Here is a 21,274-nt window from a genome sequence, read left to right as displayed (position 1 = left end):
ATTTTGATCATGTTTAACAATACTAATCTAATATGCCAGATCCGATTCATTCTAAAATAAATAGAATTTTCCTTTTTTGAAGAAGAATTCACGGATTGAAAGAAAGTAACCTTTTTAAAAGCAGGAATTGCTCTTTTTGAATTTCTCGTTATGTTTTATCATTGGACTGAATCATTCCTTTACGGCACTGATTACCGATAAAAATAAAAATTTTAGAGAATCCAAAGAGGACCACAGCAGCAACGACAATGGATGGTCCTGAAGGGGTATCCCACTTCAGGGATCCCATGAGTCCTATAGTCACTGAAGTAATGCCTATCATGATCGTGGCAATAATCATGGATTCTGGACCTCGAGCTAACCCACGGACTGCAGCTACAGGTATAATCAAAAGTGCGGTGATTAGCAGTGCCCCGACTAATTTGATAGCTAAAGCTATAACAGCTGAAAGAAGTAACGTGAATATAGAGCTAATGAGACGAATGTTTATACCTTCAGCTTCAGCCAATTCGATATCTACTGTTATCGCAAATAGTTTACGCCATATCAAGCCAAGACCCAGAAGAGCAACACTACCTACACAATATATTGCAGCAACATCAAATCTGGACGCCGATAAAATATCTCCAAACAACAAACTCATCAGGTCAATCCGAACGGTTTCTAGCAATGAAATAATCAACAAACCAAAAGCTAGGGAACCGTGGGATAAAAAAACCAGTATAGCATCTTCAGGCAATTCCTGACGTTCTTGAAACCCAATCAAACTGAGTGCAACTAATCCACAAACCAAAAAGACGGAAGCTGTAATGCTAATATGGAATAGATAGGCAAGAGCAAGACCTAACAAACTAGAATGTGAGAGTGCATCACCAAAATAAGACAACCGTCGCCATACAATGAAACAGCCAAATGGACCAGCAATGATTGCAAGACCAATACCAACCAATAGTGCGCGTGTGAAAAAATCATCGAGCGCGGTGATCAACAAAACTCAGAAGCCTCTTTGTTGATTTTCCTATCTGATAAGGAGAAATCACGAAAATGAGGTGTTATCGAGCCATCTTTGTGCTTAACTCGACCATCTGATAAATGCACGTGATCATGTTCGTGTTCGTAAACTGAAAGCAGATCCGGCCTGTATGTCCCAAATAATTTTTGATATTCTTCATTCTCCACAACAGCCGTAGGGGGACCCTGACAGCACACATGCCCGTTGAGACAAATAACCTGATCGGTCGCTGACATCACTAAGTGAAGATCATGAGAGATAATAAGCACTGCGCAGTTCAGCTCGTTTCGAATTTTAGTGACTAATTGATAGAGTGATAGCGCACCGGTGAGATCTAAACCTCTTGCAGGTTCATCTAACATCAGAAAATCAGGTTTTAGCGCAATCGCCCTGGCGATCAATACTCTTTGCAATTCACCACCTGAAAGGGATTTCACATCTGAATTCAAGAGTGTAAACATCCCTGTCAATCGAAGTGCAGTTATCATCGAAGATTTATCGAGTTGAGATGTCAAAGTCATTAATCGGTGAACCGGTAGCGGTAATGTACTATCTATAGATAATTTTTGTGGAACATAACCTATCTTAAGATTTTTTTTTCGGTGAACAGTTCCACTATTAGGCTTAACTATACCAAGAGCCATCTTGGCTGTTGTTGACTTACCCGAACCATTAGGACCAATGATCGTAACAATTTCACCACGACGTACATCAAAAGATACATCACGCACAAGCCAACGTAGACCAGAAACAACACCAGCATCACAAAGAGAAACCAGTACATCATGGTTCTCGTTTTTTACCAAAGAATTCAAGACGAAATCCTTTTGTTGCTCTAAGTCTGTTTTTTTTAATGCAAGCAAATTAGGAAGTAAATATTATAATTATATGAGTATCTGAAACCTTGTTGCCTTTTCTTTCAAACGTTGCCAGCTTGATATGGTTTATATTATTTTGGGGGACGATTTCTGGCTTAGCAAACTTTGCATCTGCAGGAGCTGAAGCTGAACCTCGTGTGGTCGTTTCTCTTAAACCTCTCCACTCTCTTGTTGCCAACATCATGGACGATATCGCTGTTCCTGATCTTCTGATCACTCGATCAAGATCACCCCATGAGAGCGCATTAAAGCCATCCCAGGCTCAAAAATTACAGAAAGCGGATATGGTTATTTGGATAGGCCCTGAGCTAGAATCGTTTTTAGCATCTCCTGTTCAGTCTATATCCAGAACAGCAGTAAATTTCCAAATTGGACGGCTGTTCACATCCAATCTACATCATGATGTCCCCAAAATTGACACTATCTCTAGCTATGCGAAAAATCGTGATTCTCACGTATGGTTATCTCCCCAAAAAGCAAAGATCATTGCTTCTAAAATAGCCGAAAAACTATCCAAAATTGATCCCCAAAATGGGGATTTATATCGAAAAAATGCAAAAAAGATTATTGTGAAAATAACTCTCTTGGAAAGAGATCTCACAAAAAAAATGTCAAAGTTTAAAGATCATAATTTTCTTGTTTTCCACGATGCTTACTCCCATTTTACACGATACTTTGGCTTGACAGATCCAATTGTAGCAACCATCCATCCAATGGTAAGACCAGGAGCTTCAAAGATACGATCTCTTCAAAAAGCAATACAGGAAAAAAAAATTCGTTGTGCCTTCACGGAACCTCAGGTTGAGTATCACCTTCTTGATACGATCATAGACAGTTTGCCTGTTCATATAACAGAATTGGATCCTATCGGAACCAAGGTTCCTCCTGGCCCTGAAGCCTATTTTCAAATTCTAAATAATTTGGCCGTTTCATTCTCTCACTGTTTAGACAGGAATAGTCTAAATTAAAATCGATAAACTAGCCATAAGTCTTTTTAAGAAAGCGTCTCTGCGTGACAGGGAGTTTAAATCTTATATTTTACTGATTCCAGTTCTATGCTGAATGAAATATAATGATAACTAAGAGAGCATTTTTGGTTTTATTCTTCATTACAAGAATGCTATCTAGGCGTTTAGTCGTTCAATAGAATGGTAAAACTGTGGGGAATTTCTTCAGAGAAGAATCTTCATACTGGCTTTCTGGCTTTATTCTACATATTATTAAGATATATCTATTTCCTGGATTTCCCGCTCAATTATGCCCATTCAGCAATTAAGCAAAAACATAATCAATCAGATTGCAGCAGGAGAGGTCATTGAGAGACCGAGCAGTGTGGTGCGAGAATTGCTTGATAATGCGATCGACGCATATGCCAATAAGATTGCTATCATCATAGCATCAGGTGGTAAAACCCTGATACAAATCCGTGACAATGGTAAGGGGATGAACAAAAGAGACTTATCTCTTGCTATTCAGCGTCACTGTACATCAAAGCTGATGAATGATCTAACAAATATCCAAACTCTCGGATTTCGAGGAGAAGCGCTCCCCTCCATTGCCTCCGTTAGCAAACTAATGATCAAAAGTAAAAGGGCTTTCGATGAAAATGGCTGGGAAATATCGGTTGATCAAGGAGAAATTTCTCATATACGGCCTGTCGCAATGAATCAGGGTACACTCGTAGAAGTTCGTGATCTTTTCTACTCAACGCCTGCACGCTTAAAGTTTTTGAAGACTGACCGTGCTGAAACAATTTCGATGACTGAGATAGTGAAAAGGTCTGTGCTAGGATATCGTAACATCGGATTTACCCTATCAGTCAATGATCGTAATCACACAGAATACGAAGCTGAAAAGGGAGAGAAGAGCTTAAGACGTCGATTAAACATGGTGTTAGGAGATGAGTTTTCTCATAATATGATGGTGATTCAGGAAGAAAGAGAAGGTGTTTTACTAACAGGATACGCTGCATTGCCTACATATAACCGAGGTACCTCGCTTCATCAGTTTATCTATGTAAATGGAAGATCCATACGCGACAAAGAGCTAAAAGGTGCCATCAAGAGCGCCTATTTGGATTGTTTGCCTCGATATAGACACTCAGTTGTCTTACTTTATATCAAGATTGCACCATCCGAAATTGATGTCAACGTTCACCCAGCAAAGTTGGAAGTTCGTTTTAGAGATCCTTGTCTGATTCGTCGCTTGATTACCGGAGCGCTTAAAAAGGCAATATCCAAATCAAAACACCTCGCTTCCACAGAAGGAGGGAATCGTTTATTTTCTATTCTTTCTAAATCAGGATTAGAAACACCTCATTCTTCTCAAATAAGGAGGCCCTCAACAGCTTCACTGAACCAACCATCTTCTTTTCAAAGATCCAAGAACGATGTCAATGAATCTCTATTGTCTCAAAAGGGAGAGTTACATTCGTCTAATATGACAACAATTGATCAAGTAGGACTAACTGAAAAGGATTTACCGCTTGGTAGAGCCTGTGCTCAACTCCACAAGAGATATATTATTTCACAGACGGAAGATGGCATGGTGATTATTGATCAACATGCTGCTCATGAACGCTTAGTTTATGAAAAATTAAAACAGCAAATTGCCATTAATGGGGTTGCGGTGCAGATGCTGCTTATTCCTGAGATTGTGGAAATTCCAGAAGAAGATATGAGTCGGTTATTGGCTCACACCGACTCCCTCTCTCCCTTTGGACTTTCTATCAAACCAGTTGGTCCTCGAGCCATTGCTATTCATGAAACCCCTGCCATTCTAGGAACCATTGATTCAACAGCACTGATAAAAGATCTTGTTGATGAAATTTATGAATGGAATATCAGTACACTGATGTCCAATAAGATCCATCAAGTTGCATCAACCATGGCCTGCCATGCTTCGATTCGCTCTGGAAGACGACTTTTTCTCGAAGAAATGAATCAATTATTACGTGATATGGAGTCTACACCCCGTTCAGGCCAATGTAGTCATGGCCGTCCTACCTATGTTGAATTGAAACTGACCGATTTTGAGAAATTATTCGGCATATGCTAACTTAATTCACAGTATTGGAGTTTAATTGATGTTAAAACGAATGCAGAGGGACAGTGGAACCGAGGCTCAAATTCAATATCTTGAATCTGACTTTCGTGTGTTAGTGCCTGGAAGTTACGTTATCTGTGCGATCTCAGGAGAACTCATCCCACTCAATGAATTAAGATATTGGAGCTTTGAACGACAGGAAGCTTATATAGATGCACATGCATCTATGAAAGCAGATCTTAAAGCGAGGTTCGAATGAGCTTGGTAGAGTTTCGCTCTTTCTCTATTCTTTCTATTTCAAGAGACCTGTTAACATTCATCGGACTGAAATATTATACTCGTAATTCTCCACCAGTTGATATTGATACATTACTTATAACACTTTTTATGATACTTTCTATTTCTTCATCTGTAAAACTTTTATTGATCGGTTGTAGTGTTACTTCAATGGCGATAGACTTTTTATTGGTTTGAAGAGGTGCCCCTTCAAAAACATCAAAGACATTCACATAGCTAACGAATTGTTTATTGGCTTCTCTGGCTGCATGTACAATAATCGAACTTTTGACTCGCTTATCTACTATGAAAGCAAGATCACGTTTCACAACTTGTAAATTGGATAGATTCAAAGCCTCTTTTCTACGAATTTCTTGGCATTTGGTTTGAGGGATAGCATCAAGATTGATCTCAAATCCACAAAGACGATCAGATAGATTCAATAACTCTACCACTATAGGATGGAATTCCCCGAAAGCACCTATACTTGTATTCGGATAGAGCTTTATTATTCCGCTCCGACCTGGATGAAACCAATCAGGACCACATGACTGAATATGTATTTCTCTTGAATCTATGCCACAAGCCATCAATACAGAAAATAAATCTTCTTTTGCGTCAAATACACTGACTTGAGTACTGACAGAAGACCAATGGCGTCCACTTGATTCCAGTCTCGCTGTTCCCCGACGGACACCAGCAGCAGATAGAGTTTGATTTTCTGAGATTACATCATGATAAACATGGCTTACCTCAAAAATAGCAATATCAGAAATCCCCCGTTCAACATTGCGACGAGTGGCGGATAGAAGGCCAGGTAAAAGACTAGGACGCATATCAGACATGTTAGCAGAAAACGGATTCGATAAAGCTAGCTTTGGGTTACCACCACCGAATGCCTGTGCATGCGATTGGGGTATAAACGAGTAACAAATGGTCTCATTCATTCCGCGTGAAGCTAGGATTTGTCGCGTGTTACGCATTTTTCTCTGACTGGCTGTCAAAACACGTTTTCCTAACCGAAATGAACGGGTAAGTGGAAGTGGGGCAGGCTTTATCTTGTCAACACCATATATACGCATAATTTCTTCAACAAGATCGGCCTTATTCTTGATATCAGGACGATGACATGGAACCGTAACTGTCAGCATTTCTCCTTTTTCATGGACACCAAACCCTAGTTTACGTAAGATAGTAGCAGAAGTATTTTTAGAAATTTCAAGAGCTGTCAGACGTTGAGTTTCGCTCAACGGGAACTCTATAATCTTTTGGGAATCAGGTATAGAACCAGCATAGAAGGCATTTGAAGCTTCTCCACCACACAGTTCCATAACAAATTTTGTACAAAGGTTAAGACCATCTCTCATGAATTGAGGATCAACACCTCGTTCAAATCGGTAGCGAGCCTCCGTGATAATATTAAGATCACGTCCAGTGCGGGCTACCATATTGGGATTCCATAATGCTGATTCAATAAGCACATTGGTTGTCTGATCTGTACAACTAGATTTTTTTCCACCGATGATACCTGCCAAAGACTGAGGTCTTTTATCATCGGTAATGAAAAAATGATCTGATGAAGGTTTGTAAATTTTACCATCTATTGCGCAAAAGTCTTCATGACCAGTGGCTCGGCGTATGACAAGGTTTCCATTTATCTTGTCTGCATCAAAAAGATGCAATGGTCTCCCTCGATCCAATGTGATATAATTGGTAATATCTACCAATGCAGAAATCGGAGAGAAGCCTATCGCTTTCAACCGTTGTTGCATCCATTTTGGAGATGGCTTATTTTGCACATTGCGTACAAAAATCAAGCCAAAGGCCAAGCAAAATTCAGAAGCTCCTGATTCACTGAGATCCACTTCAAAAGGACAATCATATGTCCCTTGAACGGGAATCATTGTTGATGAATTCAAGGTCCCTAACCCTGCTGCTGCAAGATCTCTTGCAATGCCTAAAACACTGAGGGCATCGGGTCGGTTAGGTGTGATATCAATTTCGATGACAGGATCATTTAGACCTTCATAATCAGAAAATGCCATGCCAACCGGGGCATCTTTAGGAAGATCAATCAGAAGATCATCCTCGTGGGAGAGTCCTAAATCTTTCTTGGAACACATCATACCGTGCGAAATTACTCCGCTAATATTGCTGACCTTTGATGTTAAATTCATACTGGGAACATGGGTACCTGGTGATGCGAAAACGCCTATTAGTCCAGAGTGGACATTGGGAGCACTAGAAACAACCTCTAGTGGCTCACCTTTTCCTAGATCAATTGATAGAATTTTCAAATTGTTAGCACAAGGATGCGGCGTAACAGTAAGTACGCGAGAGATAGTGAAAGGTAAAAGAGCTGCACGATCATCAACATTGCTGACTTGAAGACCAATCATTGTCAGCATCTCAGCTATTTCATCAAGTGTTGCCTTTGTTGCTAAATGATCTTTAAGCCAGAAGAGAGTGAACTTCATATTTTATTCCATTTCAAATCGTTCTAAGGATCTTGAGCAAAAAGAAGATTATCCATGATGGCTACTCATTGTCTTGTTTCTAGGATTTCATTCTTTAGAGAATAGGAATATGAAGTGGCTTAAATCCATAATGGTTGATCCAACGCTGATCACCTTCAAAAAAAGAACGAAGATCGGGCATACCGTATTTTAACATTGTAATACGATCGATGCCGAGACCCCAGGCAAATCCTTGATAAATATCAGGATCAAGCCCGCCAGAACATAAAACGTTCGGATGAACCATACCACAGCCGATAATTTCCATCCAGTCACCTCCTTCTCCAACCTTTACTTCCGAATCAGAATGATCACACTGAATATCCACCTCAAGGCTGGGTTCAGTAAAGGGAAAGAAAGAGGGACGAAAGCGCATGTTCAACTCGGAACCATCAAAAAACGATCTACAAAACTCCTGTAAAACCCATTTCAGGTGAGCGATATTAGTGTTTTTTTCAATGACCAAGCCTTCTAGTTGATGAAACATTGGAGAATGAGTTGTATCTAAATCTTGACGATAAGTTTTCCCAGGTATAACAACACGGATCGGAATCTTTTTTGTTTCCATTGCCCTTATCAACATTGGTGATGTATGTGTACGGAGCAATTTTCGTTCACCATTCTCATCCTCACTGAAGAAAAACGTATCATGCATTTCACGTGCTGGATGGTCGTGAGGAAAATTGAGAGCCGTGAAATTATAATAATCCGTTTCGATTTCTGGACCTTCGAGAACAGCAAAATCCATATCAGAAAAGATCGAAATAATCTCATCTGTGACCTGAGTCACAGGATGGAGATGGCCCCTATCAAAGGGATCAGGGCGAACAGGCAAAGTAACGTCAACAACTTCTCTTGGCAATCGAACTTTGATGGATGACCGTTTCAACGTTTCTTTTCGGTCCAAGATAGCATGAGATATACAAGATTTCAATCGGTTTAAGGCTGGCCCTATAACCTGGCGTTCTTTCATCGTGATCTGCCCCAGAATTTTCATCAGATGAGAGACAGATCCTTTTCTTCCTAAAGTAGCGACCCTGATAGATTCAAGTGTATGCTCATCCTCAGCAGCAGTAATACTGGCTATTGTTTCTAATTCCAGCTTCTTCAACTCATCAATCGAAAATTTTAAAGACAAACGAATCGTCCTTATTACTCTCGGCTAATGACAGTCCCGATCCTGGCAAGGGACTGCAATGATTTTTTGGCATGAGTCACGATGACAGCAAAGGATTCAGGTTGATTGATTGCCATATCAGAAAGATTCTTACGGTCAATCCTTATCCCTGACTTTATCAAACCATCAACAAATCGAGAATAGGTCAGACTGTGTTGACGTACTGCAGCATTAATACGCTGCGTCCAAAGGGTACGGAAACTCCGCTTACGTGCTTTACGGTCACGATAGGAGTACTGTTGTGCCTTTTCAACAGCCTGTTTGGCCGAGCGAATCTGAGTTCGACGGGCGCCATAGTATCCTTTAGCTTTTTTCAGAACTTTTTTGTGTCTTGCATGGGCATTAACCCCACGTTTTACACGTGCCATAACTTCATTCCTGAAATTGAGTGATTAAATTTAAGATTTTGGAGGATCCTAATGGATGAATTTCTTAACTATGCGAGAATCTGAATCACTAAGTATCATCATACCCCTAGCATTGCGTAAAAACCTTTTTGAACGTTTGATCATCATATGACGCTTCCCAGCAGCTGCTACTTTTACTTTTCCAGTGGCGGTGAGCTTGAAGCGCTTTTTCACACTTGCCTTAGTCTTCATTTTAGGCATGTTTGACTCCTTGAACCCATCAACTCACTCAACCAATTCTATAAGATAATGAGATTGAATGGATTTCGATCGTAGCGAATGAAAGGAACAAAAACAACCCCTACTTTCCGTACATTGAAGTATAGAATGACATCATCGATGGATGATGTCATCACTAATTTTATCGATATTTTTATTGTTTTATGATAAAATATTGTTCAATAATTTTTGGTTGTTGATATCTAACTCATTTAAGATTCAATAGGATAAATAGTGGATAGAAAGTGTAATTCATTCGTTGATTGGGCTCCTTTGAGCGCTCCTCTTGACCGTAGAAAAACAGTTTGCGTTGATGTAGGTGGGATTAAAGTTGGGGGTCAATCCCCCATTATTGTTCAGTCGATGACCAATACAGATACTGCAGATGTCGATTCTACCGTTGCGCAAATTGCGGAACTTCATCGTGCAGGATCCGAAATTGTTAGAATTACGGTTGACCGAAACGAGTCGGCTGCTGCCGTTCCACGAATTAAGGAAAAACTCGATCGTCTCGGTATAGATGTACCAATCGTTGGTGATTTCCATTATATAGGCCATCAGCTATTAGCAAAGCATCCTGCCTGTGCTGAGGTTTTAGCCAAATATAGGATCAATCCTGGTAATGTGGGGTTTAAAGAAAAGAAAGATAAGCAGTTCGAGGCGATTATCAAAACAGCTCTTCGATACAATAAACCAGTACGCATTGGTGTAAACTGGGGGTCTCTAGATCAGGTTTTGCTGACACGCTTGATGGATAAAAATGCGTTAGAGAAGAAACCGAAACCAGCACATTCTGTAATGCGTGAGGCCATTATACAGTCAGCAATTTTATCTGCACAAGATGCTGAACGGATTGGTTTGAGACACGAAAAAATAATATTATCAGCAAAGGTGAGCGAAGTTCAAGAATTAATCGCTGTTTATACAGAGCTATCACGAAGGGTGGACTATGCCTTACATCTCGGGTTAACAGAAGCAGGCATGGGTTCTAAGGGTATCGTAGCCTCTGCAGCCGCTTTAAGCATCCTCTTACAACAAGGAATCGGCGATACCATTCGTATTTCATTGACTCCTCAGCTGGGCGACGATCGCACCTGTGAAGTAAAAGTGGCACAAGAACTTCTTCAGGTTATGGGGTTTCAGACATTTTTTCCTATTGTTGCCGCCTGTCCTGGGTGTGGGAGAACAACCTCAACATTTTTTCAAACATTGGCAACAAGCATTCAAAATAGACTGCGAGAGTCAATGCCTGTTTGGAAAAAACAATATCCTGGTGTTGCTAACCTAAAGGTTGCTGTTATGGGATGCATTGTAAACGGGCCAGGTGAAAGTCAACACGCAGATATAGGCATTTCATTGCCAGGGAGAGGTGAAAATCCCAAAGCTCCTGTTTTTATTGATGGGAAAAAAAAGCTGATTCTGCATGGTAATTTCATTGCAGAAGAATTCCAAATACTAGTCCATCAGTATATAGAAACACGGTTTGGAAGCGCTTCAAAGATTCTAGAAGACCCTTTTAAAGGCTAATAATGATAATCAAAAAGAGAATTTTTCTATTTTTGATTGGATTGAAATTTTATTTTTAAACGGATTAAGGTTGTGTTGCCAAAGAGATGATAATCTACACTAGATAGAAAATATATGTGAATATGTGAATAAGGGGCTCCTAATTCTGATAGGACTCAAAATTAATGTTTGATTCTTATTTATATTGGTTAGAATCTAGTCGAGATCAAAATCTAGACAGATGATCTCGGAAGAGCTTTATAGATGAAAAAATGAAAAAAGACGTTGCAGTATTAATGGGTAGTCAATCTGATTGGGATATTATGCGCTGTTCAGTCAGCATTTTAGATGAACTTGATGTTTCTTTTTCAGAACATATTATTTCAGCACATCGTACTCCGGATCGGATGGTTGCTTTTGCAAAAAGTGCTGAAACATCCGGCTATAAGGTGATTATTGCAGGGGCAGGAGGTTCTGCTCATTTGCCTGGTATGATTGCATCTATGACTGTGCTTCCTGTTCTCGGAGTACCTCTAGTTTCTTCAACATTGAGTGGGATCGATAGTCTTCATTCTATTGTACAGATGCCATCAGGTATACCAGTTGGTACTTTGGCAATCGGTAAAGCGGGTGCTGAAAATGCAGGGCTTTTTGCTGCATCGATTTTAGCGTTAAGCGATGTTTTTCTTGCCAATCGATTAAAGCAATGGCGTCAAGATCAGACTGATAGTATTGCTTATCTACCCATAGATGGATGATTTCATGTTATTTCCTCTTAGACCTAACAGCACAATCGGTATTATTGGTGGTGGCCAATTAGGAAGAATGTTAGCAGAAAGTGCTGCAAAAATGGGTTTTCGTACACTTATCCTTGAACCAAAGGCTGATTCGCCAGCCTTTCAGCTTTCTAATCAAAACATTCAAGCTGCTTATGATGATATTACAGCACTCTCAGAACTGGCTAAAAAATGTGATGTTGTAACATACGAATTTGAAAATCTATCATTGGAATCCGCTCAATTTTTGGAACGTCTTGTACCACTTTTTCCTCCGTCAGTAGCTTTGGAAAAAGCTCAAGATCGGTTGTTAGAGAAGCAGTTTCTTGAAGAGAAGGGTGCTTTAGTTGCAGCTTATCATGCTATTTCAAGTGTAGATGATTTGATGGCTGCACTGGCTGATTGTGGTGATGGTATTTTGAAAACTCGACGATTGGGTTATGATGGGAAAGGGCAAAAGATTGTTTTGAATCACATTAGTACTGATGAAGCCCAATCCTCATTATCTGATATCGGAAGAGGGCCTTATATCTTTGAAAAGCTGATTAATTTTGATCTAGAATTTTCATTAATTGCAACAAGAAGCTATGCAGGAGATGTTGTCTTTTTTGATCCAGCGATCAATTATCACGAAAATGGAATTTTACGTCGTTCGGTTGTTCCAGGTAATATTCATCATATCTCTAAAAATAACGCTCAGGAGTTAGCTAATAATATATTAAGATCTCTCAACTATGTGGGAACTATAGGTATTGAATTTTTTGCAATTGAAGACAACATTATGGTTAATGAATTTTCTCCTAGAGTTCACAATTCAGGTCACTGGACGCGTGAGGCTTGTAATGTTTCACAATTTGATCAACATATACGGGCTATTGTAGGCTTGGCTTTAGGCGATGGAAGACGACACCACGATTGCGAAATGGTTAACCTCATCGGTGATGAAGGAAAAGATGTTGCCAATTATTTTGAGAAGCCTAATAGTTTTGTGACACTGTATGGGAAAACAGAATCTCGTAAAGGACGAAAAATGGGCCATGTCACATATCTAATATGAATTTATCGGTTATCGGATCTTTATCTTCTGAAATTACGGAATCCTTTTAGAAAAACATAGAAGTCAAAGTCTTTCGGTTAGAGCTAGGTCTATTAAAGAAGAAATTGATCACCGAGATAAAGACGTCTAACATCAGCATTGTTGACAACATCCTGTGGCTTTCCGTAAGTCAAGACTTGACCTGATGTAATGATGTAAACTTGGTCTGTCAATCCTAGAGTTTCACGAACATTGTGGTCCGTGATGAGAACGCCTATACCGCGGCCTGTTAAATAACGAACCAAGTCTTGAATATCTCTGATAGCAATAGGATCAATACCAGCAAAAGGTTCATCCAGCAATATGAATGCAGGACGAGAAGCAAGTGCCCGAGCAATTTCCAATCGTCTCCTTTCTCCCCCCGATAAAGCAATGCTTGGTAACTTTCTAAGATGATCTATTTTGAATTCGTTCAGTAACGAATCCAGTTGCTCTCTTCTTCTCTCCGTTTTTTTTTCTACAACTTCTAAAACAGCCTTTATGTTGTCTTCAACAGATAATCCACGAAATATAGAGGCTTCTTGAGGCAAAAAGCCGATTCCCAAACGAGCTCTCTGATACATGGGAAGGAATGTTAAATTATATCCATCAAGCATGATCGAACCTGAATCAGGGGAGACCAAGCCTATCATCATGTAAAAACAGGTCGTCTTACCCGCTCCGTTGGGACCTAGTAATCCAACGGACTCACCGCATTTAACGCTTAAACTGACACCATTGACAACAGTACGCTTCTTATACGCTTTTATCAAATTATTTGCAATTAATACACCTCGAGGATGTTGTTTTACCTTTTGATTTCTTATTTTCGATTGAATCATTGATTGAACTTCGTTTTTTGGGGGGGGGGATGCAAGGAAACTGTCACACGGCTTCCACAGTTATCGAGTTTTCCAATTTTTTTATTAAGATTTGCTATTAGTTTACATCCCTTAGCAACATTCTTTCCCTGACTCAGAATAACATTCCCTTCTAAAAATAAATCTTTTGAATTAAACCAGTATTTACCGCTTTCTCCGGAAACTATGTTCCTATCCGAATTCAATATGAAGCCATTGCTAAATTCTAATCGCTCTATATCAGCTTGTCTTTCTTTTGAATTGGGTAGATAAATAACAATCATCTCACCTGTAGACATTTGATTGGAACCTTGTTTTATTTTAACGTTACCCCTGAATATTGCCTTATTATCTTGATCTATGAATTCTAGTTCATTTGATTCTATTTGAATAGGATCTTCATGACTCTCAAAAAGATTAGTATAATTTTTCGCATTTGCTGATACTGGACAAACCATAGTCTCTAGAAAACATAAAGATAGAATAGAAATTGTGCGAATGGAGCCGAGAATTTTTTGCTTTAAGATCTTTAAGATGGATGTCATGTTTCTTGAGTTATCTGATTGTCATCTTAATGTTCTTTTTAAATAGAATACGATTTCCATTCTCTTCAATTTGAACTGAATCAGCGTTTAATTGAGTTTTTTTTGCCAAAACTTGTAAGGGATCGTTGCTAGTCAAACTTCCTTTTTTGATGTCAAGTAATGCTGATTTTAGAGTAATATACATCCCCTCTACACTTTTTATAACAATTTTTTTTTGGAGTCTCAAAACTTTATTCTGAGCTTCATAGATTCCCTCAATAGCTTCAATATCTACGAAGGATCTGCTGTCCAGCGGCACTGTTGCGTCAATATCTTCCAACGTGATGAGTTCTGGATTGTCTAAATCTTGGACTGCACGTTTGGCAACTAGATCGAATCGACGGTTATTGGAATTGAATAACGATAATTGGGGTCCATCCATGACCAATTGTCTTTCTTTAAACACTGATAATTCAAGTAACTCTTTCCTCAAAAAGCCTATTGATATTCCTATTGTTCCAATAAAAAAACCAGTTATTCCTATTGCTAAAATAGGAAGAATATAAATCAAGATTCGCACCCGAATCGAGTGGTGATTCGCCATTTGGAAGGCTTGATGAGAGCAGTTATCAACTATCAACATCAAAAAAAAACTTCATGAGAAGGTTAGAGATATAAGTCTTTGATAAGCAGAATTGAGAGGGTATCAGGGTCATCTCGCCTTTGTTTTGGAAAGAACAGAAAAAAATTACGAGAATCACTCTACCGTACTGAATGAGAAAAAATGTCCTCTTTTTCCCATCCTGCTAAATCCAAAAGACAACGCTGGCTTAAGAATTGGAAACACGACTGCGCTAGTTCAATTCGTCCTTCTTGCTTTAAACGCTTATCCAGTTCTTCTTTAAGCTGATGTAGATATATAACGTCTGTTGCGGCATATTTTTTTTGAGCCTCGCTTAATGTCTCAGCAGCCCAGTTCGATAACTGTTGTTGTTTAGAAAGATCAACACCAATTATTTCTTTTGTTAGATCTCTTAACCCATGCTGATCCGTATAGGTACGTATCAATCTGCTCGCGATTTTTGTACAATAATTGTTGACAGATAATATGCCAAACGCACTAAAAAGAACAGAGATATCAAACCGTCCAAAATGATAAATTTTTTTAACCTTGGATTCTAAAAGTAATTTTTCAATATTAGGGGCACGTGATTGACCCGCTTCGATTTGAACAATATCTGCAGAACCGTCTCCAGGAGAAAGCTGAACGACACATAATCGATCGCGCTTAATATTTAAGCCTAAAGTTTCCGTATCGATTGCAACACTGTCTTTGTAGTTGAATATATTTTCTAAATCACCTTTATGTAATCGAATCAACACAATCTCGCTCGTTTCCTAATAGATTGTCATTACCCTTCTCCCACTTTATGCTCAATGCACCCTTCTATCAAGGGTAAGATTCACTACTTTGATCATTTTAATATTTGCAAGACTTTGGGATTATCCAACCCCAAACCACCAAGCTGACAACCCTAAAAAAGCTAAAAATCCTACTATATCTGTAACAGTGGTGACAAAAATAGAAGATGCAATCGCTGGATCAAACCCAACCTTGTTCATGATAAGAGGTATAATAATACCCGATGCTGCGGCAACTATCATATTAATGATCATTGCTATGCCGATAATGAACCCCAGTGACAGAAGACCAAAACAAAAAATAGTTATCACACCGATAATAAATGCGAAGGAGATCCCGTTAATGAGTCCGACCAATAGTTCTTTCTTGATGATCCTCTTTGTATTATAAGTATCTAGATCACCAATTGCTATTGCCCTGACTGCTACAGTCATAGTTTGCGTTCCTGCATTTCCTCCCATAGAGGCAACAATTGGCATCATAATAGCTAAAGCAACCATTTGCTCTAATGATCGATTGAACAATCCAATAACTACTGATGCTAATATTGCGGTGCATAAATTGATAAAAAGCCAACCAATCCTTGAACGAAAAATTTCATGTACTCTGTCTGATAATTCCTCGTCACCGACACCTGCAAGCCTGCGGATATCTTCAGTAACTTCCTCTTGAATAACATCAACAACATTATCAATGGTCAAAACACCAACGAGCCTTTGGGTATTATCTACAACTGGAGCCGAAAGAAGATCGTATTGCTCGAAGATCTGAGCAGCCGCCTCCTGGTCATCAGTGGCTAAAATCGGGTGAGCATTTGTATCGTGAATCTCATCGATGATTTCTTCCTGTCCAGCACGTAAGAGAGTATCGAGTCGCAAGATACCAGAAAGTTTGAAGGTTGGTTCTATTGTAAAAATTTCCGAAAAGCGATTCGGTAGATTCTCACTGGCACGAATATAATCAATGGCCTGACCTACGGTCCAAAAAGGGGGCACAGCAATAAATTCGGTTTGCATTCTTCGACCTGCACTGTCTTGGGGATAATCTAATGAACGTCTGAGACGAATGCGTTCCTGAACCGGAATTTGGGCAAGAATATCTTCCTGATCATTTGGCTTCAGATCTTCAAGAATATAAACGGCATCATCTGAATCCAAATCGCAAACTGCTCGGGCAATTTTCTGATTAGGGAGCTGATCAACGATATCTAGTCGGATCGCATCATCAACTTCGGTAAGCGCTGCAAAGTCAAAATCAGGACCAGCCATTTCAACAAACAGTATTCGATGTTCCTCACTAAGAGTTGCAAGAATATCTCCAACTTCTGATTCGTGGAGGCAACGAATGGCTTCCCGCAAACCTGTAACATCTGACTGTTGAATTGCATGCAAAAGATAGTTTATGAAAGATTCGAGGACAACACCGTTCTCAGAGTAAACCTCGGAAACCTCCATTAACTCTGATGGATCACAAATAGTTTTCTTTTCTTTCATGCAGGGTTACCTGTCTAAGACTATCGCCATAGAGCCCTCCAAACCTCGCACAATTCCGCTTCGAAAACTAGTTCCAGTTTGTCATGAGCGTTGAACGCATACCCTGTTATTCATTGCAGAGAACTTGAATTGAGGAAAAGCATCCAGCGGGATGATCTGATTTTGCAATTCTTTCGGAGCAGAAATCTTTTATTTTAGCTACTGTTTAGATGGCTCTTAGTATCAATTTTCGATTCTGATCTATATCAGAAAAGCGGCCTCCACCATCATTTACTGACTTTAAAGGTCAATATCCCTTTCAATGAAAGAAGAATTCTTCTGATCTCTACCTTCTCTTTTTAAACCAATAAACAAGCAATGACAAAGGCTTTTAATATTTAAAGCCCGCGCATGACTATATTTAAAGAGTTTAAAAGAGTTAATAAGTAACCATATTCAATTTCGAAAACCTCTTCAATGCCTATTCAAAAGTAGTTTTTACCTTTTCAGCTGTTGAGTCATTAAGATGTTCTGCAATCTTACGTGCTATATTAACATAACATTGGGCATGTACTCCGTTTGGTTTTGATTCAACTACAGGATTTCCAGCATCTGAATAAGTTCTTATATCTATATGAAGAGGCACTTCGCCGAGGAAGGCGACACCGAGTCTCTCCGATGCCGCGCGCGCGCCTCCCTGCCCGAAAATCTCTGATGGCTCTCCGCATTTTGGACAAATGAAGCTACTCATATTCTCAACGATCCCTAAAATCGGGATCTTAACTTTTTTGAACATGTTAAGACTTTTTAGAGCATCAATTAAAGCAATGTCTTGGGGGGTAGAAACTATAATAGCACCTTCTAAAGAAACTTGTTGCGCCATCGTCAATTGAACATCGCCTGTGCCTGGTGGCATATCAACAACTAGAACATCTAATTTACCCCAGGCAACTTCACTTAACATTTGCTTGAGTGCAGAGGTAACCATCGGAGCTCGCCAGATTATTGGTTTTTCTTCTTGAATCAGAAACCCGATTGACATAACGGTTAGACCGTGGGATAGTATTGGGTTTAAAATTCTTCCTTCTGCTGTTGGTTTTTGAGTGATCCCCAGTAGATGTGGCAACGAGGGGCCATGAATGTCAGCGTCAAGAATGCCAACTCTTAGACCCGTTTTTTTAAGACCCAAAGCTAAGTTGACTGATATGGTTGATTTCCCAACACCACCTTTTCCTGAGGCAACCGCTATGATCGAGTCTATGCCAGAAATCCGCTTTTTTTCAATTTCAGCGCGACGCATTGCCGGTTTAGAGGGGAGGAGGGGGGTGAAAGGGTCAGTTTTTCGTTCCTCGGTCAGAACAGCAAGTGCAGAATTAACACCTTCGATTTCCATTAAAAAGCTCTGTGCTACTACTCTGAGTTCCTCAAGCTCTTCTGCCCGTTGAGCCGGAACAGCAATTGAAACAATAACTTTATCTCCTTCGATGTGGATACCATTCACTAGTCCTAGGGAAACGATGTCACTATCAAAATAAGGAACTTTTATCTTTTTCAGTTGATCCAAAACTTGTTTTTGACTGGCCATCTTTGACAACGTATTAGAGAATACAAGGCCGGTCTTTAAATTCCGGTCTTTAAAATTAAAGGCATAAGTTTAATGAATTCTCAATTCTTGATTTCACATAATATACTAATCGATGATAAAATCGTTATCACCATGCTCGATTAAGGATAAGAATGATAGAATATAGAAGATTCGCTATTGATCAATAGGGTTTCTGGAAATGTATATTTATAATGATTTTTGTATGACATTTTAATCTAGGCTTAAAGAGAGATTGACTGTTGCATCACCTTTATGAGAAGCGTAAAAAATAACATCATAGGCTCTATGAAGCTTTCAGGAATTCATCGTCGGCAGGTTACAGGTTAGATAGCTTTTGAAAATATGGATGAACTTTTTGATAAGTCTTGCTGGAAGATTACACTTTGGTCCGTCATTAGTGTGTTAGCAATTGTATTTGTTTTAACTGCCTTATTTGATGTCGATAAATCTATTATCGACTTGGTTGGAACAAATAATAACAATTAACTAGCATGAATTCTCTTCGGTTAGTCCAGATTTTCGGGATATTCCACTTGCGAACTTACGAAGTTCAAGCTTCATTTTTTATATCCTATCAGTAAAAACACTACATAAGAATGTTTCAGAAATGTGATTTTTCAATAAAACAGAGTCAAAACAAGAATAGGTTAGAAGGCATTCGTTTTTATATGAAGTGCGAAAAGCTTGATGTGTTGATCATTCCTCACACCGATGAGCATAGAAATGAGTATCTGCCTGCTCACCACGAACGGCTCGCTTGGATTTCTGACTTTACCGGATCAGAAGGAATGGCAATAATTACCTTAAAACAGGCTCTCCTTTTTGTTGATGGTCGATATACGATACAAGCATCCAAGCAAATGGACCTTGATAATTGGGTGATTGAAAATCTGATCACCAAGCCGCCATCAGAGTGGTTAAGAACTCATACTATACCCCATTGGACAGTTGGGATTGATCCTTGGTTACATAGTCATAATGAAGTCAAAATTTTGAGGCGTGCCGTCCAATCAGCTCAGGCTTCTTTAAAATATCTCCCATGCAATCCGATCGATGTGCTCTGGAACAATAAACCCTTTCAGGCTGCTGAACCGATTTCTATTCACCCCCCTCGATTCTCCGGGAGATCAATCGTCGAAAAACTAGAAAACCTATCGGCATATCTTAATCACCAAAAGACAGAATTATGCATATTAACGGATCCCAATTCATTCTCCTGGCTCTTTAATATAAGAGGTAGAGATATTGTGCATACACCAGTTGTATTGGGTCGTGCTATTTTAAGGGCTGATCACTTCCCTCTCCTCTTTATAGATAAAATCAAACTCAATACTAGGACCTATGAATTTTTGAATCGGGTGAGTCATATCTATGGGGCGAACGAATTTAGTGACCAGTTAAAGCTCATGGTCAAAAACAAGAAAATTTTGATGGATCCAGATCTTGTTCCAGAAGCATTATGGGAGATGGTAGAAAATGCTACAGGGACTGCTGTCACAGTCAAAGATCCGATCAGCATTCTCAGAGCTCAAAAAAATAAAAAGGAGCTTGAGGGAGCACGTCATGCAAACCTTCGAGATGGTGCCGCTATTAGCAGTTTTCTTGCATGGCTTGATGAACAGCCTCCTGGAAGCATCACAGAAATTGATGCTGTACAAAAATTAGAGACAATCCGTTGGAATATGGAAGGAAATATGCCCATGCGTGATCTTGCCTTTAATATAATATCAGGATCCGGACCCAACGGAGCGATTATACATTACGATGTTACCAAGGAAAGTAACAGAGTCCTAGGAAATTCAGAGTTATACCTTTGTGATTCCGGTGCTCAATACCTTGATGGGACAACAGACATCACGAGAACAATTGCCATCGGCGTACCCACTTCAGAGCAATGCAAGGCATTTACACTTGTTTTAAAAGGCCATATCAATCTGGCCTTAGCTTGCTTTCCAACTGGAACGAGAGGGATGGATTTAGATATATTAGCTCGTCTACCCCTATGGAAAAAGGGGATGGATTATGCTCATGGTACTGGCCATGGCGTAGGTTCATATCTGAGTGTTCACGAAGGTTCTCATAGTATTTCTAAGCATGGCAATCAAGAATTACTACCGGGTATGATTATATCTAATGAGCCTGGTTATTACCGTGAGGGAGAGTTTGGCATTCGTATCGAAAACCTGATGATAGTAAAAGAAGCCGCTGATATTCCTGGTGGAGATCAAAGTATGCTGAGTTTTGAACTCATCAGCTTTGCACCTATCGATTGTAAACTCATTGATCCCACCTTAATGACTGATATAGAAATCGACTGGTTGAATACTTATCATGCTCTTGTCCAAAAAAATATTCTTCCTTTAGTCGACAGGAGTGTTGCACAGTGGATCATCCAGTCAACCTATCCAATAATGAGAAGTTAACTTTTTCATCGAAAAACTTGAGAAGTCATTCATCACTAGTAGAGAAGAATTTTGAATTGTACGAGATTGTTGAGCTGAT

The 21,274-nt window shown here is 39.4% G+C and carries 19 protein-coding genes; 7 read left to right on the top strand and 12 right to left on the bottom strand.

The genetic code is table 11. From position 1 onward, the window contains the following. Nucleotides 1-148: 148 nt before the first annotated feature. Together AAGD37_RS04075 and AAGD37_RS04070 are read right to left on the bottom strand one after the other, a co-directional pair. Nucleotides 149-988 (bottom strand): metal ABC transporter permease, encoded by an 840-nt coding sequence (locus AAGD37_RS04075; RefSeq protein ID WP_424945463.1) that lies wholly within the window; start codon nucleotides 986-988, stop codon nucleotides 149-151. Continuing rightward, nucleotides 985-1,827 (bottom strand): metal ABC transporter ATP-binding protein, encoded by an 843-nt coding sequence (locus AAGD37_RS04070; RefSeq protein ID WP_341760256.1) that lies wholly within the window; start codon nucleotides 1,825-1,827, stop codon nucleotides 985-987. Before AAGD37_RS04070 ends, AAGD37_RS04075 begins: the two co-directional genes overlap by 4 nt. 89 nt (nucleotides 1,828-1,916) lie before the next feature. On the opposite strand from AAGD37_RS04070, the gene AAGD37_RS04065 reads away from it, so the two are divergent. The 3 genes from AAGD37_RS04065 to AAGD37_RS04055 all read left to right on the top strand — a co-directional run bounded on the left by AAGD37_RS04065 (nucleotide 1,917) and on the right by AAGD37_RS04055 (nucleotide 5,194). Beyond that, the gene (locus tag AAGD37_RS04065; RefSeq protein ID WP_341760255.1) at nucleotides 1,917-2,858 is read left to right on the top strand and encodes a zinc ABC transporter substrate-binding protein; all 942 of its coding nucleotides are present in this window, start codon (nucleotides 1,917-1,919) and stop codon (nucleotides 2,856-2,858) included. A gap of 289 nt (nucleotides 2,859-3,147) precedes the next feature. Then, complete coding sequence (gene mutL, locus AAGD37_RS04060) at nucleotides 3,148-4,947, top strand: DNA mismatch repair endonuclease MutL (RefSeq protein ID WP_341760254.1); 1,800 nt, start codon at nucleotides 3,148-3,150, stop codon at nucleotides 4,945-4,947. 28 nt (nucleotides 4,948-4,975) lie between these two features. Beyond that, nucleotides 4,976-5,194, top strand: a complete 219-nt coding sequence (locus tag AAGD37_RS04055; protein WP_341760253.1) for a DUF2093 domain-containing protein — start codon at nucleotides 4,976-4,978, stop codon at nucleotides 5,192-5,194. Nucleotides 5,195-5,267: 73 nt separating this feature from the next. On the opposite strand, the gene pheT is transcribed toward AAGD37_RS04055, so the two are convergent. The 4 genes from pheT to rpmI form a co-directional block, all read right to left on the bottom strand. After that, the gene (pheT, locus tag AAGD37_RS04050; RefSeq protein WP_341760252.1) at nucleotides 5,268-7,688 is read right to left on the bottom strand and encodes a phenylalanine--tRNA ligase subunit beta; all 2,421 of its coding nucleotides are present in this window, start codon (nucleotides 7,686-7,688) and stop codon (nucleotides 5,268-5,270) included. Between the two features lie 94 nt (nucleotides 7,689-7,782). Then, nucleotides 7,783-8,847, bottom strand: a complete 1,065-nt coding sequence (pheS, locus tag AAGD37_RS04045) for a phenylalanine--tRNA ligase subunit alpha (protein WP_341760690.1) — start codon at nucleotides 8,845-8,847, stop codon at nucleotides 7,783-7,785. A gap of 32 nt (nucleotides 8,848-8,879) precedes the next feature. Next, nucleotides 8,880-9,272, bottom strand: a complete 393-nt coding sequence (rplT, locus tag AAGD37_RS04040; RefSeq protein ID WP_341760251.1) for a 50S ribosomal protein L20 — start codon at nucleotides 9,270-9,272, stop codon at nucleotides 8,880-8,882. A 48-nt stretch (nucleotides 9,273-9,320) separates the two neighbouring features. Then, entirely contained in the window at nucleotides 9,321-9,512 is a 192-nt protein-coding gene (gene rpmI / locus AAGD37_RS04035; RefSeq protein WP_341760250.1) for a 50S ribosomal protein L35, read from the bottom strand. A gap of 291 nt (nucleotides 9,513-9,803) precedes the next feature. Here rpmI and ispG point away from each other — a divergent pair, with 291 nt between their 5' ends. From ispG to AAGD37_RS04020, 3 genes are all read left to right on the top strand, one after another. Beyond that, nucleotides 9,804-11,057, top strand: coding sequence for a flavodoxin-dependent (E)-4-hydroxy-3-methylbut-2-enyl-diphosphate synthase (gene ispG / locus AAGD37_RS04030; RefSeq protein ID WP_341760689.1), 1,254 nt, complete (start codon nucleotides 9,804-9,806; stop codon nucleotides 11,055-11,057). Nucleotides 11,058-11,308: 251 nt separating this feature from the next. Beyond that, the gene (gene purE, locus AAGD37_RS04025) at nucleotides 11,309-11,794 is read left to right on the top strand and encodes a 5-(carboxyamino)imidazole ribonucleotide mutase (RefSeq protein WP_341760249.1); all 486 of its coding nucleotides are present in this window, start codon (nucleotides 11,309-11,311) and stop codon (nucleotides 11,792-11,794) included. A gap of 4 nt (nucleotides 11,795-11,798) precedes the next feature. Then, a complete protein-coding gene (locus AAGD37_RS04020; protein ID WP_341760248.1) occupies nucleotides 11,799-12,869 on the top strand; it encodes a 5-(carboxyamino)imidazole ribonucleotide synthase in 1,071 nt (356 codons plus the stop codon). A 92-nt stretch (nucleotides 12,870-12,961) separates the two neighbouring features. On the opposite strand, the gene lptB is transcribed toward AAGD37_RS04020, so the two are convergent. The 6 genes from lptB to AAGD37_RS03990 all read right to left on the bottom strand — a co-directional run bounded on the left by lptB (nucleotide 12,962) and on the right by AAGD37_RS03990 (nucleotide 18,751). Next, the gene (lptB, locus tag AAGD37_RS04015) at nucleotides 12,962-13,729 is read right to left on the bottom strand and encodes an LPS export ABC transporter ATP-binding protein (RefSeq protein ID WP_341760247.1); all 768 of its coding nucleotides are present in this window, start codon (nucleotides 13,727-13,729) and stop codon (nucleotides 12,962-12,964) included. Next, entirely contained in the window at nucleotides 13,726-14,205 is a 480-nt protein-coding gene (locus AAGD37_RS04010; RefSeq protein ID WP_341760246.1) for an LptA/OstA family protein, read from the bottom strand. The genes lptB and AAGD37_RS04010 overlap by 4 nt, the downstream gene beginning before the upstream one ends. A gap of 97 nt (nucleotides 14,206-14,302) precedes the next feature. Beyond that, complete coding sequence (gene lptC / locus AAGD37_RS04005; RefSeq protein ID WP_341760245.1) at nucleotides 14,303-14,914, bottom strand: LPS export ABC transporter periplasmic protein LptC; 612 nt, start codon at nucleotides 14,912-14,914, stop codon at nucleotides 14,303-14,305. 119 nt (nucleotides 14,915-15,033) lie between these two features. Next, nucleotides 15,034-15,654 (bottom strand): ribonuclease D, encoded by a 621-nt coding sequence (locus tag AAGD37_RS04000; RefSeq protein ID WP_341760244.1) that lies wholly within the window; start codon nucleotides 15,652-15,654, stop codon nucleotides 15,034-15,036. Nucleotides 15,655-15,774: 120 nt separating this feature from the next. Further along, the gene (mgtE, locus tag AAGD37_RS03995; protein WP_341760243.1) at nucleotides 15,775-17,187 is read right to left on the bottom strand and encodes a magnesium transporter; all 1,413 of its coding nucleotides are present in this window, start codon (nucleotides 17,185-17,187) and stop codon (nucleotides 15,775-15,777) included. A gap of 460 nt (nucleotides 17,188-17,647) precedes the next feature. Next, a complete protein-coding gene (locus AAGD37_RS03990) occupies nucleotides 17,648-18,751 on the bottom strand; it encodes an Mrp/NBP35 family ATP-binding protein (RefSeq protein ID WP_341760242.1) in 1,104 nt (367 codons plus the stop codon). Between the two features lie 617 nt (nucleotides 18,752-19,368). Between AAGD37_RS03990 and AAGD37_RS03985 the strand changes: the two genes are divergently transcribed. Further along, nucleotides 19,369-21,195 carry an aminopeptidase P family protein gene (locus tag AAGD37_RS03985; RefSeq protein WP_341760241.1) on the top strand — a complete coding sequence of 609 codons (1,827 nt, stop codon included), beginning with the start codon at nucleotides 19,369-19,371 and terminating at the stop codon, nucleotides 21,193-21,195. Nucleotides 21,196-21,274 lie beyond the last annotated feature (79 nt).

The sequence above is a fragment of the Candidatus Endowatersipora endosymbiont of Watersipora subatra genome (genome assembly GCF_964026585.1).
Taxonomy (GTDB): domain Bacteria; phylum Pseudomonadota; class Alphaproteobacteria; order Rhizobiales; family Rhizobiaceae; genus Pseudahrensia.
Note: the sequence above shows the minus strand (reverse complement) of the source record. Positions and strands in the feature narration are given on the sequence as shown.